General features: G+C 57.4%; 20 protein-coding genes and 1 riboswitch. Of the genes, 3 read left to right on the forward strand and 17 right to left on the reverse strand.

Annotated elements, in window-relative coordinates; genetic code table 11:
• Positions 1-118 precede the first annotated feature (118 nt).
• Positions 119-208: riboswitch (glycine riboswitch) on the reverse strand.
• A gap of 290 nt (positions 209-498) precedes the next feature.
• Positions 499-1,443, forward strand: coding sequence for a rhodanese-like domain-containing protein (locus tag U2949_RS14805; RefSeq protein WP_321288522.1), 945 nt, complete (start codon positions 499-501; stop codon positions 1,441-1,443).
• A 63-nt stretch (positions 1,444-1,506) separates the two neighbouring features.
• Here U2949_RS14805 and U2949_RS14810 read toward each other — a convergent pair whose 3' ends face one another.
• From U2949_RS14810 to aqpZ, 5 genes are all read right to left on the reverse strand, one after another.
• Positions 1,507-1,923, reverse strand: a complete 417-nt coding sequence (locus U2949_RS14810) for a DoxX family protein (protein WP_257724244.1) — start codon at positions 1,921-1,923, stop codon at positions 1,507-1,509.
• 25 nt (positions 1,924-1,948) lie between these two features.
• Positions 1,949-2,824, reverse strand: coding sequence for a DMT family transporter (locus U2949_RS14815; protein ID WP_080655556.1), 876 nt, complete (start codon positions 2,822-2,824; stop codon positions 1,949-1,951).
• Between the two features lie 145 nt (positions 2,825-2,969).
• Positions 2,970-3,908 (reverse strand): LysR substrate-binding domain-containing protein, encoded by a 939-nt coding sequence (locus U2949_RS14820; RefSeq protein WP_321288525.1) that lies wholly within the window; start codon positions 3,906-3,908, stop codon positions 2,970-2,972.
• A 4-nt stretch (positions 3,909-3,912) separates the two neighbouring features.
• Positions 3,913-4,332, reverse strand: a complete 420-nt coding sequence (locus tag U2949_RS14825; RefSeq protein WP_321288527.1) for a lysozyme inhibitor LprI family protein — start codon at positions 4,330-4,332, stop codon at positions 3,913-3,915.
• Positions 4,333-4,579: 247 nt separating this feature from the next.
• Positions 4,580-5,278, reverse strand: coding sequence for an aquaporin Z (gene aqpZ / locus U2949_RS14830; RefSeq protein WP_153229662.1), 699 nt, complete (start codon positions 5,276-5,278; stop codon positions 4,580-4,582).
• Between the two features lie 280 nt (positions 5,279-5,558).
• Here aqpZ and U2949_RS14835 point away from each other — a divergent pair, with 280 nt between their 5' ends.
• A complete protein-coding gene (locus U2949_RS14835) occupies positions 5,559-5,924 on the forward strand; it encodes a nuclear transport factor 2 family protein (protein WP_321288530.1) in 366 nt (121 codons plus the stop codon).
• A 94-nt stretch (positions 5,925-6,018) separates the two neighbouring features.
• Here U2949_RS14835 and U2949_RS14840 read toward each other — a convergent pair whose 3' ends face one another.
• From U2949_RS14840 to U2949_RS14890, 11 genes are all read right to left on the reverse strand, one after another.
• Positions 6,019-6,984, reverse strand: coding sequence for a DUF3325 domain-containing protein (locus U2949_RS14840; protein ID WP_257724248.1), 966 nt, complete (start codon positions 6,982-6,984; stop codon positions 6,019-6,021).
• Positions 6,981-7,277: a DUF3649 domain-containing protein gene (locus U2949_RS14845; protein WP_026484499.1), complete on the reverse strand. Its 297-nt coding sequence runs from the start codon at positions 7,275-7,277 to the stop codon at positions 6,981-6,983. The genes U2949_RS14840 and U2949_RS14845 overlap by 4 nt, the downstream gene beginning before the upstream one ends.
• Positions 7,274-8,935 (reverse strand): PepSY-associated TM helix domain-containing protein, encoded by a 1,662-nt coding sequence (locus tag U2949_RS14850; RefSeq protein WP_321288533.1) that lies wholly within the window; start codon positions 8,933-8,935, stop codon positions 7,274-7,276. The genes U2949_RS14845 and U2949_RS14850 overlap by 4 nt, the downstream gene beginning before the upstream one ends.
• Before the next feature lie 585 nt (positions 8,936-9,520).
• Positions 9,521-10,882, reverse strand: a complete 1,362-nt coding sequence (locus tag U2949_RS14855; RefSeq protein ID WP_026484497.1) for an SLC13 family permease — start codon at positions 10,880-10,882, stop codon at positions 9,521-9,523.
• A gap of 288 nt (positions 10,883-11,170) precedes the next feature.
• Complete coding sequence (locus tag U2949_RS14860; RefSeq protein ID WP_257724251.1) at positions 11,171-11,653, reverse strand: cysteine hydrolase family protein; 483 nt, start codon at positions 11,651-11,653, stop codon at positions 11,171-11,173.
• A 97-nt stretch (positions 11,654-11,750) separates the two neighbouring features.
• Complete coding sequence (locus U2949_RS14865) at positions 11,751-12,758, reverse strand: YeeE/YedE family protein (protein WP_321288536.1); 1,008 nt, start codon at positions 12,756-12,758, stop codon at positions 11,751-11,753.
• A 33-nt stretch (positions 12,759-12,791) separates the two neighbouring features.
• The gene (locus U2949_RS14870) at positions 12,792-14,087 is read right to left on the reverse strand and encodes an NAD(P)/FAD-dependent oxidoreductase (protein WP_321288538.1); all 1,296 of its coding nucleotides are present in this window, start codon (positions 14,085-14,087) and stop codon (positions 12,792-12,794) included.
• 2 nt (positions 14,088-14,089) lie between these two features.
• The gene (locus U2949_RS14875) at positions 14,090-14,443 is read right to left on the reverse strand and encodes a c-type cytochrome (protein WP_051316366.1); all 354 of its coding nucleotides are present in this window, start codon (positions 14,441-14,443) and stop codon (positions 14,090-14,092) included.
• 165 nt (positions 14,444-14,608) lie between these two features.
• A complete protein-coding gene (gene soxZ / locus U2949_RS14880) occupies positions 14,609-14,935 on the reverse strand; it encodes a thiosulfate oxidation carrier complex protein SoxZ (RefSeq protein WP_026484493.1) in 327 nt (108 codons plus the stop codon).
• Positions 14,936-14,948: 13 nt separating this feature from the next.
• Entirely contained in the window at positions 14,949-15,452 is a 504-nt protein-coding gene (locus U2949_RS14885) for a thiosulfate oxidation carrier protein SoxY (protein ID WP_026484492.1), read from the reverse strand.
• On the reverse strand, positions 15,439-16,767 hold the full coding sequence (locus tag U2949_RS14890; RefSeq protein WP_026484491.1) for an FAD-dependent oxidoreductase: 1,329 nt from the start codon (positions 16,765-16,767) through the stop codon (positions 15,439-15,441). Before U2949_RS14890 ends, U2949_RS14885 begins: the two co-directional genes overlap by 14 nt.
• Positions 16,768-17,170: 403 nt before the next feature.
• Here U2949_RS14890 and U2949_RS14895 point away from each other — a divergent pair, with 403 nt between their 5' ends.
• Positions 17,171-17,380, forward strand: coding sequence for a cold-shock protein (locus U2949_RS14895; RefSeq protein WP_009461028.1), 210 nt, complete (start codon positions 17,171-17,173; stop codon positions 17,378-17,380).
• 92 nt (positions 17,381-17,472) lie between these two features.
• Here U2949_RS14895 and U2949_RS14900 read toward each other — a convergent pair whose 3' ends face one another.
• Positions 17,473-18,825 (reverse strand): ATP-binding protein, encoded by a 1,353-nt coding sequence (locus U2949_RS14900; protein ID WP_321288541.1) that lies wholly within the window; start codon positions 18,823-18,825, stop codon positions 17,473-17,475.
• Positions 18,826-18,831: the final 6 nt, after the last annotated feature.

Genomic DNA, 18,831 nt, shown 5'->3' on the forward strand with positions numbered 1-18,831 from the left:
ATAGGTGAACACAGGCCATATGGCCTCTGTACCCCCTCTGTCCGTTTACCTGAGAGCTTATCCATCGGCTCGCGATGGTCCCCTTCGGTGGGCACGGGTGTGCCTCTCTCCAGATGGTCAAAGGTTCAGGATTCTTTTGCCTGAGAGATTCCGGGGTCGTTGCTCCGTCGGCGCTTCATCAAAGTGAAGACTCTCACCTGAACCGTTATTGACGCCGCTATTGTATAGACAGGTAAAAAGCGATGACTACTAGCGTTAACCTGTAGGCTTTTAATGAGAGTAATTCTTGTCTGTTGAGCGGTTTTGTGGCTGCAGAGCCAGCCTCGGGGACAGTGCAGGGGCGTGATGAAAGTGGCGGCGTCGAGTCTGGCCAGATGCCCTTGAACGGGGCCGTGTTTTTTGCATGGTAGCTATGCCGGAATGCTTTAGCGTTGAAACAGAAATTGGCCGACACCAGCCTACAATACCGGCTGTCTGGCAATTTTTGTACCTCGCAATATGGTCGAATCGATTCTGCAACTTATCGAGCAACACGGTCTGTTGATCGTGTTTTTCAATGTCCTGGTGGAGCAGGCAGGGGCGCCCATTCCTGCTTATCCTGTGCTGGTGGTAACGGGTGCCTTGCATGAGTCGGGCGGCTACAGCTTGTGGAGCTTGCTGGGCTTTGCCGTGCAGGGCGCGATGATTGCGGACTACGGCTGGTATCTGGCCGGGCGACGTTATGGTGGCAGGCTGTTGGCCTTGCTGTGCAAGATTTCCCTGTCGCCGGACTCCTGCATTCGGCAGACCGAATCCATTTATATGCGTTGGGGCGCACCGTCCTTGATGGTAGCCAAGTTCATACCCGGCTTTGCCTCGATTGCCAGCGTGCTGGCCGGTACGGTGGGCACACCCAGAAGAAGCTTCCTTTTTTACGACATTATCGGGGCTACGGTCTGGGCGGGCTCTGCCGTGTTCCTGGGCTCCTTGTTCAGCTCGGCGGTGGATGAGCTGCTGAATGTGCTGATCAGTCTGGGGGTGGTGGGTGGAATCCTGTTGGCACTGGCTTTGGCGGTATTTATTGCCAGAAAGTGGTGGCAGCGCCATCGCTTCATGAAGTCCTTGTGCATGGAGCGTGTCAGCGTGCAGGAATTGCATCAGATGTTGTCCTCGGACACGCCCCCCACGATTGTGGATGTGCGTTCGACCCTTATGCAGGCCCAAGGACGTATTCCGGGGGCGATCAGTCTGGCCTTGGGTGAGGCCACGCTGAACTTGATTACTGACGGGGAAATTATTGTGTATTGCGATTGCCCAAATGAAGTGTCAGCGGCCTTGGTGTCCAAACGCTTGCTGCAAAGTGGCTATAGCCGGGTACGTCCTTTGGAAGGCGGATTGGAGGCCTGGCGGGCCGCTGGTTTTGATATACAGCGCGACCCTGATCAGCCCGAACCGGCCCTGTAAAAGAAAACGGCAGACATCAAACCATGTCTGCCGTTTTTGCAAGAAGAACGCTTGATACCGCGCTTACTGGCGCACCTGCCGGTAAGCATGAGCCAAAGCGGCGGCCACCGCCAGCCCGCCGATCACACTGATATGGTCCTGCACCAGGGCTTGTTCCAGAAAGGCTTCCAAGCCCTGCATTTCCCAAAACCGATGTGCCAGGGGAATCGTGGACAAGGTAAAGACACTCAGCATCAGCGCCCCCAACCAGGCCAGACGACTCGCGCTGATAATCAGCCAGCTGCCCAGCAATTGAACTGTGATAGTCAGCACGGCGAATAAAGCCTGGGGCTCCAGTCCGAAGTGGGCCATTTCCCTTTTTGCCGCGCTGAAGTCCCAAACCTTGTTCACACCGCTCCACCAGAAAATGTAGGTCAGGAGCAGAGTAGCCAGTACAAAATACACTCGTGAACGCAGTAATTCTTGTATGACGTGGTTCATGATGCCTCCTCCTTGGGTGGGGCGTTCAAGGCTTGTGCACGGATGCTTCCAATGTGGAGCGTGCGACGGCCAGTGTTCGCTGGCTCAGGACCAGTCCACCCATGACCAGTGCCACTCCTACCAGTTGCAGCGTGGTGGGCCAGACGCCTTTGATCAGCGCATCCAGAATAAAGGCGGTGACGGGAACCAGCAGCATGAAGGGAGCTACGGTAACGGCACCCAGCTGCTTGATCGCGCTGAACCACAGGGCGAAGGGGCCAGCTGTCAGAACCGTTGCCAGCAGGAACAGGCCCAGCCAATTCACAGGTACAAGCTGGCTTGGAATGTCTTGTGTCAGTAGGGCAATCACGCTCAGTTCAATACCGGCAATCAGCAGTTGCCAGCCCGTGAAACCCAGCAGCGGGATAGGGGGCGCACCCCATTTGTTCATCAAGACGCCACCCGTCGCAATGGATAACATGCTGCCCAAAGCAGCGGCAATGCCGATCAGATCCAGAGTGGCGTTGCTGGACAGGACAACCAGCGACACGCCCAGCGCACCCAAGAGAACGGCTCCAATCCGCGTCAGGGCAGGGCGAGCACGCAAAATGCCCCAGGCGATAAAAATGGTGGCCAGTGGTGTCAGCGCCTGGAAGATGGCGGCCACACCACCGGGCAGACGGGTGGCAGCGATAAAGAACAGACCAAAGAACAGGCCGGTGTTCAGGGTGCCCAGCACGGCCAGGCGCCCCCACCAGGCACGGGGCGGCAGGCTGCGTACCAAGGCCAGCAGGACGATGGCGCCTCCCAGCGCCCGGACAGCAGCCAGGAACAAGGGATTAGGTGGCAACCAGGTTGTGGTCAGAATGTAGGTAAAGCCCCAGAGAATAGCGGCGGTAGCCGCAGCCATTTTGGCATTCATGTCGATGCACTCCCCATCATGAATAGTTCGATGCGGAGACTATAGAAGTGCAACGATGGCTTGAATAGATAAGAATATGGTCATCAGCGTTCCATAATTAGAACGACTGCTTGGTGGCTGGTTTTGGGTAATTTACAGCAGGGATTCAGGGGGCGGGCGTATGCAAAATAGTGACGAATTCCTGGCCCAGAAAATCCAGCAAAGCGCGTACTGCAGGCACCAGGCCTCGGCGTGAAGGAAAGACTGCATGTACCACGCCGGAGCGGGGGTTCCAGCCGGGGGCCACATCTACCAGCCTGCCGCCCTGCATATAAGGGGCAATCAACATGGCTGGCATTTGAACCACGCCAATCCCTTGTAGGGCTGCTTGTAGCAAAGTCATGCGGTCGTCGCAGACCAGACGGGGTTGGTAGGGCACTTCCATCAGGGTGTTTTCTGCGGTTTGCAGTTGCCAGGTGGGATTGCGCTGCAGATGCTCGTCGCTCAAGGCGGGCCAGCTACCTAACTGGTCCAGCTTGGGCAGCCCGCCCATGCGTTCGATCAAGGCTGGGCTGGCGACCAGATATTGCCTGCTCTCGCCCAGGACTTTCATGACCAGACCGCTGTCTTCCAAAGGAGGGAAGCGGACGCGCAAGGCCACATCAAAGCCTTCACGAATCACGTCCACGCGGCGGTTGGTGCTTTCCACTTCCAGCTTGACCTGCGGATAGGCTGCCATATAGCGGGCCAGCAATTCATTGACCCCATAGTCCAGCAAAGCCAGGGGGCAACTGATGCGTACTGAACCTTGCGGCTCGCTGCGATGGCGCTCGATGATGTCCTGAGCGGAGTCGGCCTCCACCAGCATGGCTACACAGCGCTGGTAGTACATCTGGCCGATTTCCGTGACGCTGAAATGGCGGCTGGAGCGCTGGATCAAACGCACACCCAGGGACTCTTCCAGAAAGGTGATGCGTCGGCTTAGCTTGGATTTCGGGATGCCCAAAGCCCGTCCGGCGGGTGCAAACCCACCGTGGTCCACGACCTGTACAAAGTAGTAAAGGTCGTTCAAATCGCGCGTGGACGGGTGTTTGGTCTCGGGCATGTCATTACATGGCCGGTGGAACCGGGCAGCTCATATCGCCTTCTTCGCAGGACAGGTAGGTGTTGAAGTTCTTGATACGGGCCTGGGTCAATTCATTCCGGCAAGTGGTGATCAGCATGGAGTGAATGCTGCCGCCTTCGGTGTTGATCGCAGCAAAGTCGCATTCTGCATCTCTGAAGCTGATCCAGGCCCGTTGGGCGTTGCGCAAGGCTTTGAGGGTGTCGGCATCATCTTTCAGGCGATGGCTGATTTCCTTGTAGAGCTTGTTCAGTTCGGCGTCCGAGTTCTTGTACTCGTTGCTAAAGCACTGATTCATGGCATTTTGATTGGTCAGGCTGTCGCAGTCGGCCGCCTGAACGGAAGAGGCGCCTGCCATCAAGTTGAGTCCTAAAGCGATCAGGCCGGTGTTCAATGCTTTTTTCATGGGGTTCTCCGGTTTTATGGGCGTTGATAAGCGTATGAGGCTGAGTTGAATCGCCAGGTGCAGTGCCTACTGCCCATTTGCTCGGGGCAGGGTGTAAATCCTACTACATAAGAGCGACAAGCCTGATGCTTTGCAGGGCGACAATTGGGTTCCATAAATAGCTTTGAGCCGCATCGTCTTGAACAGGCCATGTGCCCGATTCAAGCCAGTGCGGCTCAAGGGTCCTGCCAGCAGGGGTCCGTGCAGCTTACTCGTCGTTGGCGTGTAGAAAGCGGTACACCAGGGCGCCGATCACCCCACCAATCAAGGGAGCCACCCAGAACAGCCACAGCTGTTCCATGGCCCACGTACCCTGGAAGAAGGCCACGCCGGTAGAACGTGCTGGGTTCACGGAGGTGTTGGTGATGGGGATGCTGATCAGGTGAATCAAGGTCAGGGACAGACCAATCGCCACGCCTGCCAGGCCAGCGTGACCACGCTTGTGGGTTGCGCCCATGATGATGAACAGGAAGAAGGCGGTCAGCACAATTTCTGCGATCAGGGCTGCGTTGCGGCTGTAGTTGTCGGGCGAGTGCTCGCCAAAGCCGTTGGAGGCAAAGCCTGCCACAGGATCAAAGCCGGTTTTGCCGCTGGCGATCAGGTACAGAACACCGCCGGCCAGCAGACCGCCGATAACCTGGGCAATGATGTAGGGAATCGCATCACGAGCGGGGAAGCGTCCCCCAGCGACCAGGCCCAGCGTGACAGCCGGGTTGATGTGGCAACCGGAGATGTTGCCGATGGCATAGCACATGGTCAGCAAGGTCAGACCAAAGGCCAGGGCTACCCCGGCAAAACCAATCCCCAGTTCAGGGTAGGCAGCGGCAAAGATCGCACTTCCGCAGCCCCCAAAGACCAGCCAGAAAGTGCCCAGCGTTTCTGCGGTGCATCGTTTTAATAAAGACATGATATTGCCTTGTTAGTCATTTAACACGGCTGGATTCTAGCGATAAGCGGGAAGCGCTAAGTGCTTGAAAGGAAAACAACTGTCAAAAATTTTCCTTTGTTTAGGGTGGTGTTTTTTTATAGTAAATGTGAGAAATATCGCTAGTGTGCTGGATTGTGTCGGGCGTAGGATCTTGTCGGGTTTGTGAAGAGTTGTTTGGGCGATTGAAGGCCTGCATATCCCCCGCAACGACGTAATAAAACTCGGGAACGTAGCTGCATATTCCAAAGGTGCCCTCAACATGACCCATTCCCTTGAAGCCCTGATCCTGACTCTTGAAGAGTGCCTGTTTGATCGTGTCACTCGTCAGGACGTGACGATGCTTGGCGCTTTATTGGCTGACGAGTTTGTAGAGTTTGGAGCCAGGGGCGCGGCATGGAGTAGAGCAGAAGTGTTACGCGACCTGCCTGAACAGGATTTTGTGCAGCGCCGCCTGAGCGACTTCAAGCTGCGTCTCCTGTTAGAGGATGTGGTCCTGGCGACTTACGTGTGTGAAGTGTCAGGTGATGAAGGGCCGCAGCGATCCTTGCGCAGCTCTATCTGGAAACAGAGTCAGGGGCGTTGGCAGATGGTGTTTCATCAAGGAACCCGCGTTGCCCAGGAATAAAAAAGGGCCGGAATTTGAATGGCCCACCAAAGCTTGACTTGTTGTTCAACACTCGGGGGCAGTTCAATCTTGGCCCTTTCTATTCGGATCGCGCTTACGGCTGTTGCTGGATGAACGCTGCCGTTACGGGTGAGACCTGGTGGAAATCAAAAGCCTGATGGTAGATTTCCCCGCTCTTGGCTTCTACGGTTAACCACAGTTGATGCTCCAGCTGGCTATTGGGCGGGATGGCAACGTCTACCGCTCGTGTCCAGCGCGTGTTGCTGAAAGCTTGACGAGGCGCAGGCGTAGGCTCGGGCTTGCTCACTTGCAGATAGGCGCGGCGTATATGTGGGTCGCAGGCCTGGCAAAAGCGAATTTGAAATGCTTTGCGATGAGCGCCGGTGGGCCCACTGATGGGGGCTTTGTCATCCGTTTCAGCAAGCGCAAATGACCAGGGTCCAATCTGGCCTTGCAGGGCATGGTTGCCAAATACAGGCTCCGGGCCTTGTTGCGCCAGATAAATCATGAAGGCGGCAGGGATGGCCAAAAGGCCGCTGGCAAAAACCAGGCTACGTTTGGAAAACCGTGATGTTGTTGGTGCCGTTCCAGCGTGAGTTGGCTCTGTACTTGTAGCCTCAGCGCTAGTTGAAGCAGCGCTTGAATTTGCCGCCGCCATTCCATTTTTCCCAGCTATAGCGTCACTTGATGTCGATGCAGTGTTGCCCGCTCCAACCGCTTTAGGCGCTGCCTTTGCAACCGGCGCAGGTCTGGCTCGCACAGGTTTCTTTTCCTGCCAAGGCCACCAGGGCAAGTAAAAGGTTAGTCCGGCACCGGCCATGGTTAGCCAGCCCAGCCAGGCAACGGTGCCCATGCTCCAGCCCCAGCCTTGCCAGCATAGAGCTAAAGCCATAGCCAGCAAGGGCCAGCCGAGCAGACGAAAGATCAGTCTTTCCTTTTCGCTGGGCGTGCGATGCAGCAGGAATTCTCCCTGGCGATCACTGGCCAAAGCCAGGCAGATAAAGCCCGCCAGGCTGATGATAAAAACGGCCAGATTCAGCCACAGACTGGTATTGCTCATGGCACCACTCCTGCAGGCATCAACAGAACGCTCAGCAAGGCGATCAAAGCCGTCGGTAAGACCATGCCCACCCAAGCGCGGGTGGCGCTCTTGGTGCTGAACACCCACATGACGGCGATGGTGTACCAGACAAAGCTCAACATATTCGCGGCCAGAACAGCCTGGGCTTTAGGCAGAGGCCAGAGCAAGGTCAACAACACCGTGGCAGCGGCTGCCAGGGCGTAGCCGCCGACAGTGGCCGCCACAATGCGCGAGAGCACTTGCAGGCGGTAGCGGGAAGTCAGTCCACTCATCCGTTCACTCCCGCAGTTTGCAAGCTGGTCGGTGCGGCGGCTTTTTTAGGCAGGCTGGCAATGTGCCATTTGCGTTTCATTTTGATGGCGATATAGACAAAGATGGCGGCCAGGCCAAACATGGTCAGGTCAAAGCCTGCCAGGCCCCAGTCACCATGGATGACGGTGACACCCAGGTGACGGTCGGTTGTCAGCAGGTTCAGGACAGGAGTCAAGACGTAGGCGGCGGCTGTCAGGTACAGCAGCTCCAGCCAGGCGCGCTTCAAGGGTCGCCAGGAGGCATACAGGAAGGACCAGCCCCAGACCAGGAACAGAGCATGAAATTCCCAGGCGGCGCGGTCGACCATATTCACAGGTAAGAGGCGGTTGGCCCAGAAGTAGGCCGCCAGCCCCAAGGGCAAACCGACCAGAGTTCCGGCATTCAGGATTTCTACTAAACGCAGGCCAGCGGCATCAAAACGCTCGGATGCGCTAAGCGGGGTGGCTTTGGCCATGCGCTTTTGATGCTGGGTGCGACGCTTTACCGTCCACAGCACCAGACCTGTCCCAATGACGGCGCAGCCCAGCAAGCCTGAAATAAAGTACAGCCAGCGCAACCACCATTCGGCAAACACTCCTTCGTGCAAGGCCAGCAATACTCGGTGAGTGTCTCCGGTGACATTGCTATTGTTCTCCGGCTCCATGAGGCTGCCGTCAGTTGCGTTAAAGCGCAGGGTCTCGGCACGGGTCCAGTACACGCCCGTGACGCCGGTGCGACGCAGTTCTACATAGGCTTGGCTATCTGCCGGATGGGTAATCTGCACCGAGGCAATGCTGTTCTTGCCCCAGGCTTGTTCTGCGCTGTGCATCATCTGGCCCAGGGGAGCCTGCGGCATGCTCACGGGCAGGAAGTCGCGTTTTTGCTGACGAATATCCTGGAAGTAAGCCTGCCGTCCTTCTTCTGTCGCGCCGTACATGACTTCTCGCCCGGTCGGCATGTAGATGGACATGAAAAAAATCAGGCCCGTATAGGTAATCATCAGGAAAAAGGGCAGGGACATGACGCTGACGATATTGTGTGCGTCCAGCCAGGAACGCTGGCCCTTGCCGGGTCTGAAGGTGAAGAAGTCGGTAAAGATTTTCTTGTGAGTCACCACGCCCGTAATCACGGCCAGCAGCATCAGCATGGTACAGATACCGACCAGCCAGATAGCGACCGGATAGGGGAGGTAGTGCAAGGCGTAATGCATGCGGTACAGGCCGGTGCCACCAGCAGTTGCGCGAGGTTCCACTTCCGGCTGAATCTGGCCGGTGACAGGGTCCAGTTCTTCTCCCCCGCGACGGCCGCGTTGACCGGGCTGGGGCATTTCTTCCCAGGCAATGGACAGCCCTTGCGTGGCGCGCGGGTTCAGGGCTTGATGCGGCAGGGTAATGGTCCAGGCTTTGGACTCTGCCGGGGCATGCGCTTGCAACTGCGTCAGGGCCTTATCCAGCATCTGGCTGGATTGCTCGGGCAGGACTTGCATGGGCAAGGGGCGCTCCGGCTCCATCCAGCGAGTGATTTCATCGTCCACATAGCCAGCCGTGCCAGTGACGAAGACGAAAAACAGGATCCAGCCCACCACCAGACCGACCCAGGTATGCAGCCATGCCATACATTGGCGAAATGACTCTTTCACGCTGACGCGCCTCCTACTACAACACCGTCTCCGGATGCTGGATTGATGATCATTAAACCGAGAAAAGCCGTGCTTGTTTGGCAACGGTGGGTGACGAATTGAGTCCGCCATTCTTGTACGCTGCACTCATCACGCAAGCTTCGCTTTTCAGTAAGCAAGTTCTTGGTGACAGAGAGGGGAAGAGGGCATCAGGCTTGAAACAACGGCAAAATAATAGCAATCATTCTCATTTCGGTGTTGGGAGTTTCCAGCTTTCAAGGCTTTATTCAGAAATTAATGCGGCGCCATAGCTGTTTTGGCGTTTTCCATAGGGAAAGAAGCAGTTAGAGGGAGGTGGACGTTGACCTAGTGAGACTCGGGGAGGGGGGGGAATAAACCTTGTCGGTTCCAGGCTGAAGACTGGACGCTGGGAAGGGGCAGAAGGGAATACGCCTTGCAGGTATTCCACGCCACCAGCAAATCTTATGGGCTCTAGAGTTGGACCATAGAGCGTTAACTGCCGATTGAGGAGGCAAGAATGCCCATCAAAAAGGCCCCGGTTACCAAAGTACCGGGGCCAGCAGTATTCCTGTTTGGTCAGGTGTTTTAGAGCACTACAAACAGCAGCCAGACAATGACTGGAGCAATAACCGTGACGGCAGCGCCGTACAGCAGCAGCTGACGGAAGAAGGCATCACGCGACACTCCCTGGGCATTGGCAAGCACTAGCGCGCCATTGGTGGAGAAGGGGCTGACGTCAACAATGGTGGAGGATACGGCCATAGCCGCAATAAAGCCCACCGGCCCCACGCCGCCATCGCCTTGCAAAAAGGGTACGGCTAGCGGAATCAGCGAACCCAGCACGGCGGTGGAAGAGGCAAACGCAGATACGACCGCGCCCACAAAAAGCAGCAGCAAGGCGGCCATCAAGGGAGAGGTCAGTTGGGCAACGCTATGGCCAACAAAATCAATCGTGCCCATGGATTCCATCACGCCCACATAGGTGCTGACACCCACAATCAGCATGATTTCAGGCCAGGACACTTGGCCTAATGCGCGTTTTTGCAGATTGGGGGCCATCAAGGTCAGGACCAGACCGATAGTGATCGAGGTAAAGCCAATATCCTGTTTGAAAAACAAGGTCAGAACGGCCAGGATGAACAGGCCGACCAAGGTAAGAACGCGATACCAGTGGGGGGCCTCGCTGGCACCATTGCCGGCTTCGACCAGGGCATCGGGGCTTTTCCGGGCGGTCTTGCGCTCTTCACCGAAGGCCTCGGCTTCAGCGTCGCCAAACACTTGCGGGCCACCCGAGCCATGGGCCACGCGGGCAACGTTTACGTCTGCCGAACTTAAGTCCACTTTCTGACGCATCAGCTTCAAACCACCCATCCACACGAACAGCAAAATGGACACGGCCAGGTTGATGCCAAGGCTGGCTGTCATGGTGGCCATTTCATTCAAGGGCAAACCGGCGGCGCTGACCACACGGTTGGTGATGCCACCGTAAATACTGATGGGGGAGAAGCCGCCCCCTTGCGCACCATGAATCACCAGCAAACCCATCAAGAGCGGGTTGATGCCGTACTGGCGGGCAAAGCCCAGCGCAATCGGGGCAATGATGGCAACGGCCGCCGGGCTGACGGCGCCAACAGCGGTCAATGCGGCCGTGATCAGAAACATGATCCAGGGAATGGCGGCGATGCGCCCACGTACGGCTCGCACGGCCATGCTGACCAGCCAGTTGATCGTGCCGTTGTTCTGAGCCAGAGCGAACAAATAGGTAATACCGGCCAGTGTCAGAAACAGGTCAGCCGGAAAGCCGCCCATGATTTCCTTGGCGCCCATGCCCGCCACCAGCGTACCCACCAGAAAAGCGCCTACAAAAGCAATCAGCCCCATATTGATGGGTAGGGCGGTCGCCAGTACGAACATGCCTCCTAATACGGCAATGGATAGCCAATGCATATGTCTCGTCTCCTTGTAATTGAACCTTTTGCAGGTTTCTGGAAATGACCATATCAGTGGCGGTATAGGGCTATCAATAAAGCTTATGGGCGAATGATTACGCTAAACGTAATGATTAATCAGGGGCGCGATGGTTGAATGTTCAATCAGCGTTTGTCTGGTGCAGCAGAGAGAACAGGGAGAGGCGGATTTGATGAGCGGTTCGCTGCGCAGTAGTGGCTTGACGCGTGTGGGTGGTAGCCTTTGGGTTGCTGAGCCAATTCCGGCTTTGCCCGCTCATGAGCGGGATTACTGCCGGTCCAGTTCAGCCATTAGTTCGCTGCTGTGGATCGTGCGCCTGAAGTGATGTTTCCATAGTTTGATGCCCAGCTCGCCGGAGCGATCCAGGGACGAGCCAACCGTCAAATCCGTAATCAGGGTGGGGCGCAGCCCGGCATCAAACAAGGCAAACCCGGCTGCCAGTACGCAGGTATCGGTTTGAATGCCGCAGACCAGAATGCGATCAGCCTGACATTGCTGCAAATATTCCATTGCAGCGGGGCTGGGGCCGTAGCCGTGCTTGATGAAGATTTGTTTGGCATCAACCAGACAGCGGTCGCTGCGCGGGGGACACCAGCCTAGTTGACTGGAAAAGGGGGTTTGAGACTCGTCGTGCAGTTCAATCAAGGCCGCGCAAGGCAGGCGGGTGCTCAGGGCGTTAATGCCGTCGATCAACCATGGGGGCGGTGAAAAGCAGCTTTGCACATCGACAACAAGCAGGATCTGTCGCATTGCAGTGGGCTCGGTAAGAATGCTTCAGCGAATGTCAGGCGGAGCTCGCCTGGGCCGTCTGAAGCACCGTCAATCAAGCCCTTATTGAAACACGGAGTCAGGCGCTTGGGCGGGTCCAGGTCAGACGTGCGCCAACGATAATGCCCAGTACCGCCAGCAAAGAGGTGGCCGACAAGGTGGACAGGCCGCTTAAACCCTGGCCTATGGTGCAGCCCAGGGCCAGCACACCACCTACACCCATCAAGGCACCGCCTGCCATGGAGCGCAGCATGTGGCGGGGCGACTCAAAGCCTTCCAGCTTCCAGCGACGACGCAGTAGGGCGCTTAGCAAGGAACCGGCCACCACCCCCACCACAATCATGATGGTAAAGCGTGGGCTCATGCCGGTGGAGATCATGGCGTATTGAATGCTTTCACCAATCGGGGCCACAAAGCTCAACGAGCTGACCGGCAAAGGCTCGAAGGGATCATCGCCTAGCCAGCCGGTAGTCAGCCAGCCTGCCACAATCAGCAGCCCTACAAATGCTCCAGCCAGCAGATCATTCAGGCGTTGACCGTCCTGTCGGCGCAGCAAGGCAAAAGCGATCAGGGCGGCGACGAGGATGGCAATCACAATAGAGCGGATGGGACCCTCGGACAGGGTCACTGCGGGCAGGGTGACACTGCTGGCTTGGGCAATGCTCATGCGCAGCGGGGCCAGCAGTCCCGTCAAGGTGATATAGGCGGCGATACCCAGACAAAGCACGACAACAAAGGAACGCAGATTTCCCTGTCCCAACAGAACCAGGGCTCGGGCGCCGCAGCCATTAGCCAGGGTCATGCCTGCCCCAAAGAGCACACCGCCAAGCGGCACCAGCAGCCAGGAGAAAGTGGGGTTCAGGTACAGGACCTTGTCCAGACTGATCAGCCCGTAGCCCGCCGCCAGTTGTGTCCCGGCCAGGGCCACGGCCAGCGCCAGGGCAAAGCCCTGAAGCTTGTAGCCGCTACGCCCGGACCAGCGCTCGGTCAAGCCACGATAAAAGCAAAAACCACTGAGCTGGCCACTAATGCCAAAGAGCAGGCCAATGGCCAAGCTGACCCACAGTACAAGTTCTGTATTCACCATGTGCGCTGGATGTTAGGACCGGGTTGGAACCACTTAGCCTTTGGTGCCCCAGATGTCGCGACTGATCGCGGCATACCAGGCTTCGCCATACTGGGCTTCCTGCTTGCGAAAGGTCGGGCTGGCTTCTTTAGGGCTGACCCCGCCGGACGCTTCTGCCAGCTTGTCATCCGCAAAGGCGTACAAGTGCCCCACGGAAATGCCATAGTCGGGAGCGATCAAACTGTAGCAGGTATTGCTCAGCGTGGCCTGTGGTGCAGGCTTGCCGCTCAAGGCATTAATGATGGCAGCCGCTGCCAGCTTGGCTTGCGTATTGGCCGAGAAACCGGACTTGGGCATGGGCGAGGCAATGGTGGCATCGCCCACCACGTAGATGTCCTTGACCTGCTCGGACTCGAAGGTATGCGGGTCAATTGGCACCCAGCCGCTGGCGTTGGTGACGCCGGCCTGTTCGGCAATGGCCCCGGCTTTTTGTGGCGGGATCACGTTCAGCACATCGGCTTTGTGGATCTCGCCAAACTCGGTTTCCACGCTCAGCTTGGCGGCATCCACGCGAGTGACTTTGCCGTCTTTGGAGAAGGGCACCCATTCGATCATGTCGCCGTAGACTTGTTTCCAGCCGTCCTGGAACAGGCCTTGTTTGGAGAAGCTGTCTTTGGCATCCAGAATCAGAATCTTGGACTTGGGTTTGTTCTGCTTGAAGTAGTGAGCCACCATGCTGGCGCGCTCGTAAGGGCCGGGCGGGCAGCGGAAGGGGTTTTCGGGGGCCACCATAATGAAGGTGCCGCCGTCGGGCATGGCATCCAGCTGACTTTTCAGCAGACGGGTTTGATCGCCTGCTTTCCAGGCGTGCGGGGCCAGCAAGGAGGCGGCCTCGTCATAGCCTTCCAGCGTGTTCCAGCGAAAATCAATACCGGGTGAGAGCAGCAGCTTGTCGTAAGACAGCTTCTGGCCCTTGGCCAAGGTCAGGGTTTTGGCCTGGGAGTCGACTGCGGTGGCCAGGTCGTGAATGACATCGATCCCGGCTGTGCGCAAATCATCAAAGCCGTGGCCTTGCTGTTCAAAACGGCGCAAACCGGCCAGATATAGATTGGTGAACGGGCAGGTGTAGAAGGTGGTGGCCGGTTCAATCAAGGTGACTTTCAGGGACGGGTCACCGCGCTTCAAGTAACGGGCGGCGGTTGCACCGCCAAAGCCGCCACCGACCACAACGACATGGGCCGAGCTGCTGCGTGCGTACACAGGCAGGGTGCTCAAGGCCAGACCAGCCACACTGGTTTTACCGACACGGCTCAGCCACTGGCGACGGGAGGAGTTTAAGGGTGTGCTCATTCTTAACGTCCTTCCGCAGCGCTGCGAGGGGTGGAGGAGACTTCAGAGAAATAATGTGCCAGGGCTTCCAGATCCGCGTCCTGGTAGCCTTTGACCAGACGACTCATGATGGTGGTGCCAGCCGGAGGCGTATCCGAGGCAAAGGCGCGCAGTTGCTCCAGCAACGCCGCTTCGGGACGGCCAGCCAGCGAGGGGATGATGGTCGTGGAACGCCCATCCGGGCCGTGACAGTTCGCACAGGAGCTGGCCACCGTTTTGATGTCCAGCGTGGAACTGGCCCAGGCCGGTGCGGTGGCACTGCTGGCCACGAGCAAGGCGGGGGCAAAAAGGAGACGACCTACCAGAGAGAGGGACATGGGCATTCTTCTTGTCAATGTGCATCGTTGTAGGAAAGGACGCTCAGCGTAGCATTCCCCTTACGCCCACTTTGTATGACTATATAGAACACTGTTATGAACTCAGCGCCCGTTAAGGGCGCTGAATGGGGCAGGTCAGGGGGCCGGGCTGGAACTGGTCCGCAATCAGTCGCTGATGCTCAGCTCCGTCTGGCCGTTAATGACAGCACCTTGATCGTCCGTCCAGCTCATTTCCAGAGTGCCGGAGCGTCGTGCGACAAAGGTAAATTCAATGTACGGGTTTTGGGAGATCGCGGTTTCCGGCTGCCAGTTGAACAAAGGCTCACCGTTAAAGGTGGCCTTGAATTCGTGGATGATGTTGCGCGGTACAACCTGGCCTTCCTTGCTCAGGCGCAGACCGCTTTCCATGCGGTGTTCGACCAGGGCGCGCACGCGCACAATGTCGCCCGCCTTGGGCTTGGCATTGCTGATCCAGATACGTGGTTTACTCATGAGTGCCCCTTGTTTACATGCCGCAGCCGCCAGCGGTCACTGTGATGTGATGCTGAGCGCTCAGGACGCGGCCATCGCTTAACCGTGCCAGGGCGCGGATGGTTTGGGTTTCAATCAGGCGCAGGCGAACTGCTACTTCTGTTGTTCCGGCCAGGGCAGTGAAGTTGAAGCGGCAGGCCAGCGGATGCGGGTTGCCCTGGGCCAGAATGATCAGTTCCTGGCAATACAGCTCGTCGCTGGGCGGCAGATCCAGGACTACTTTGACTGGCACCGCAGCGGGGTTATCCCCCAGTGCCGGCATGTCCAGTTTCAAGCCTGTGTTCTCCGGGCTGGCACCTTTCAGGAACTCGTCCACAATGGCTTGCACTTGGGCCGCAGTGGCCGGTTTCAGCAATTGATCAAAGGCGACTTGTGCATGCAGATTGAGGGGCAGCCACGCGGCGCCCAGGCCGGCGGCACTGCCCAGTACAAGCTGGCGGCGGCGGACAAAACGGGAGGGAAGTTTAGAGGAAGTCATTGAAACGGCTCTTGATCCACTGGAAGTCTTCTTGAACAAGGTCGGAGGTACGGACATCCATATCGATCTGGGTTTGCAGAACCTTGCCGCTTGCGTCCAGCTCGTACTCAAACTTGACCGAGATTTCTTCTTGCGGATCTCCGTTGACCATCATGTAGCAAAGATTGTCCGGCAGCACGGGCACCACTTCCTTGCCCGCGATACGTTCGGCCAGGTTCCGGGAAACAATCTTGGCTACGGCGTGTGCCACGTGGGCGCTCTTGGGGTAGTGGCCGAACTGGTCGGAAATAAAGCCCATGGAGTCCCCCACCACGTAGACATTGTCGTCGTCGCGGGCGGTGAACAGGCGTGGGTCAATATTGGCCCAGCCCGTGGGTTTGCCATCGGGGCCTGTGCCGACCAGGCCTGCATTCCAGATCATGTCAGCGGCCTGGTGCGGTGGCATCAGCACGGCGTCGTCAAAATCAAAATCGCCGGCGGTGGTCTTGATGTGCTTCTTGAAGGGATCGACCTCACGCACTCGGGCATTGGGTACGTGGGTGATGATGTCCGGGTACAGCTCCTGGAAGGCTGCGCGGTAACCTTCGCCAATCGGGGCAATGGTGGGCTTGGGGTCCAGAATGATGATCTTGCCCGGAATCTTGTTGGTCTTGATATGCCAGGCCATCAAACAGGCGCGCTCGTAGGGCGAGGGCGGGCAGCGATGCGGTGGCGGGGGCAGCGTCATCACAATGGTGCCGCCCTTGAAAGCTTTGAGCTTGTTCTTCAAGGCAAACATCTCGGCATTCGGGATGTAGGCGTTGGGAAAGTGCTGGCGGGTGTATTCCGCCGCGTAAGTGTCATTGCCAAACCAGGCGTCGTAGGCATTGCGTATGCCGCCCGACAGGATCAGGTAATCGTATTCCAGCGCACCCTGGGTGGTGCGTACCGTTTTCTTGTCGCGCTCGATGGCGGTGACTTCGGCATGCACCAGGCTGTAGCCGTACTTGATGGAGGGCGCCAGCATGTCGTGGTTCAGGAAATCCGTGTTGACGATGTCAATCAGCCACTTGTTGCTCATGGGGCCGGACCAGAACGTAGGGTTGCGCTCGATCAGCACCACTTGTGCCTGAGGCACCAGTTTGGACAGGTACTTGGCGGCCGTCATTCCGCCCCAGCCGCCCCCACAAATGACAATGCGCGGGCCCTTGGTGTGGCGCGGCAGGATCTGGCTGGTGTTGGTAATGATGGCGGGGGCCGAGAGACTGGCAGAGGGCAGAACCAGGGTTCCAAATGCGGCAGCCGGCGTGGCCAGCAGGAAGTTTCTACGATTCATTGTATGTTCCTCGTGATCATGACATGACACACGTCAATCAGGATAAGTAGACCGCTAAGTGCGAGCCAGTATAGCCAAGAGTGCTTTGATTGCGTGGGGATTTTTTATAGGCTGCAGTGAGTTGTTCAGGCCTCAAATACTGTTTGGCGCTGAAATGGCGACGCTTTTCCCCAGGCGTTCTTGTGTTGGCGATGGCAGGGGCAGTTGGCCTGGACGCGGTGCGCAGCGGCATCCCGGATGCAAGGGCGGGGCTAGAAAACAGGAGATACAGGCTCAGGAAACAACAGAATTTCCGGATTTTTACAATTAAAAAGTAACGGAGCTATCTTTGTGGACGCAATCGGAGGATAGTTCAGGGAGAGAAAATTTTTTTCTCTGATCGTTATTACATTTAGGACTTATTTTGAAGACAGAAATTGGTATTGTGAAGTGGTTCAACAGCGAAAAAGGCTTCGGATTCATCGTGCCGGAGAACGGCGGCAAGGATCTCTTCGCACACCACAGTGAAATTCAGGGAACCGGGTTCAAAACTCTGGAAGAGAACCAACGTGTTTCCTTCATCGAAGGTGCAGGCCAAAAAGGCCCATGCGCAACTAAAATCCAAATTCTTTGATGATGGGCTTGCCTGAAACAGGCAAGCACCGCGTCAAACTGAAAAGGCCGGACCCTGATGGGCTCCGGCCTTTTTTATTGCGTGGATTGGTTTCAGCTGCTCTGGTCGGCAAGGGGCACGGTCAGACGCGCTTCCAGTCCGCCACTTTTGCGATTCAGCAGCTCCAGCGTTCCGCCATGCTGGGTGGCGATGGCGTTCACAATCGACAAGCCCAAGCCATAGCCCGCTTCTTGTTGCGAGCCGCGCCAAAAACGGTTCATGGCCAGATCCCGTTCGCTGTCGCTTAATCCGGGACCGTGGTCCAGCACACTGAGACGCAGATAGCTTGGCTCTCCTGCTTCAATCCGCAGGCTGATCGGTTGCTGGGCTTTGGTATAGCGCAAGGCATTGTCGATCAGATTCTGTACGGCTACTGTCAGCAGGGATTTTTCAATCTGCACCGGGCCGGGTTTGCTGCGTATATCCAGCGTGATCTGGTCTATGGTGTCGCCGTAGATGGCTTTAAGGGCATGCAGGGCAGCATAGACCGCCTCGTCGGCCTGGCTACTTTCCATTCGGGCGCTTTGCCCGTCCAGCCGTGCCAACTCCAGCAGCCGCTGCAAAATGTTCTGTAGCTGTTGCACGCCCTGGTCCGCCTGGCTCAAGGCCGTATCCAGCGTGTTGCGTTCTCCAGGACGTTGGGCAGCCAGATGGGCAACTTGAATATGGGTTTTGATTCCGGTAAGGGGTGTACGCAGTTCGTGGGCGGCGCTGTCGGTAAAGCGGCGTTCGCGCATGATGGCGGCTTGTTGCCGCTCCAGCAGTTCCTCAAGGGTTCGCAGCAAGGGTTGCAGCTCAACCGGGACTTTGACCTTGGGCAGTGGGCTGTCGTCCCCGGGGCGACGGCGCGATAGCATGTCCCGAATTCGCTCCAGGGGAGCGAGGCCGTGACCGATACCAACCCACAACAGCAGCAGGCTGCCAAACAAGGCCACCACAAAGGGCAGGCCAGCCGAGAGCATGATTTCCCGTACCAGTGCTTCGCGTATTTCTATGCTGTCGGCGGCGGCAATCTGAATATGGCCTTCGCGCAGCACAAAGGTGCGCCAGCGCTTGCCACCATGCACGTGCGTGCCAAAGCCCAAAGCCACTTGTGACATGTCGGGGCTGCCCGCCGTGCGGCTGACAGCCTGGATTTCCACTTCACTGCGCACCACGCTGATTTCGCAAGCCACGCCATCGCGGGCAATGATGTCCAGGGGACGCTCCGCGGATTGGGCCAGCTCCTGCAAGTTTGGAAATTGGGCAACCAGTCCGGCCACCATGCGGGCCGATGCTGCCAGTCGGCTATCCAGCGCTTCACGCAAGGAGTGGCGTGCATCCATCAGCATCCAGGTGGCGACCGCACTCCAGAGCACGGTCAGGGAAATGCCGATAACCAGCAGCAATCTAAGGCGTAGGCTCATGGTGTG

This window comes from Alcaligenes phenolicus, from assembly GCF_032063905.1.
GTDB lineage: Bacteria > Pseudomonadota > Gammaproteobacteria > Burkholderiales > Burkholderiaceae_B > Alcaligenes > Alcaligenes phenolicus.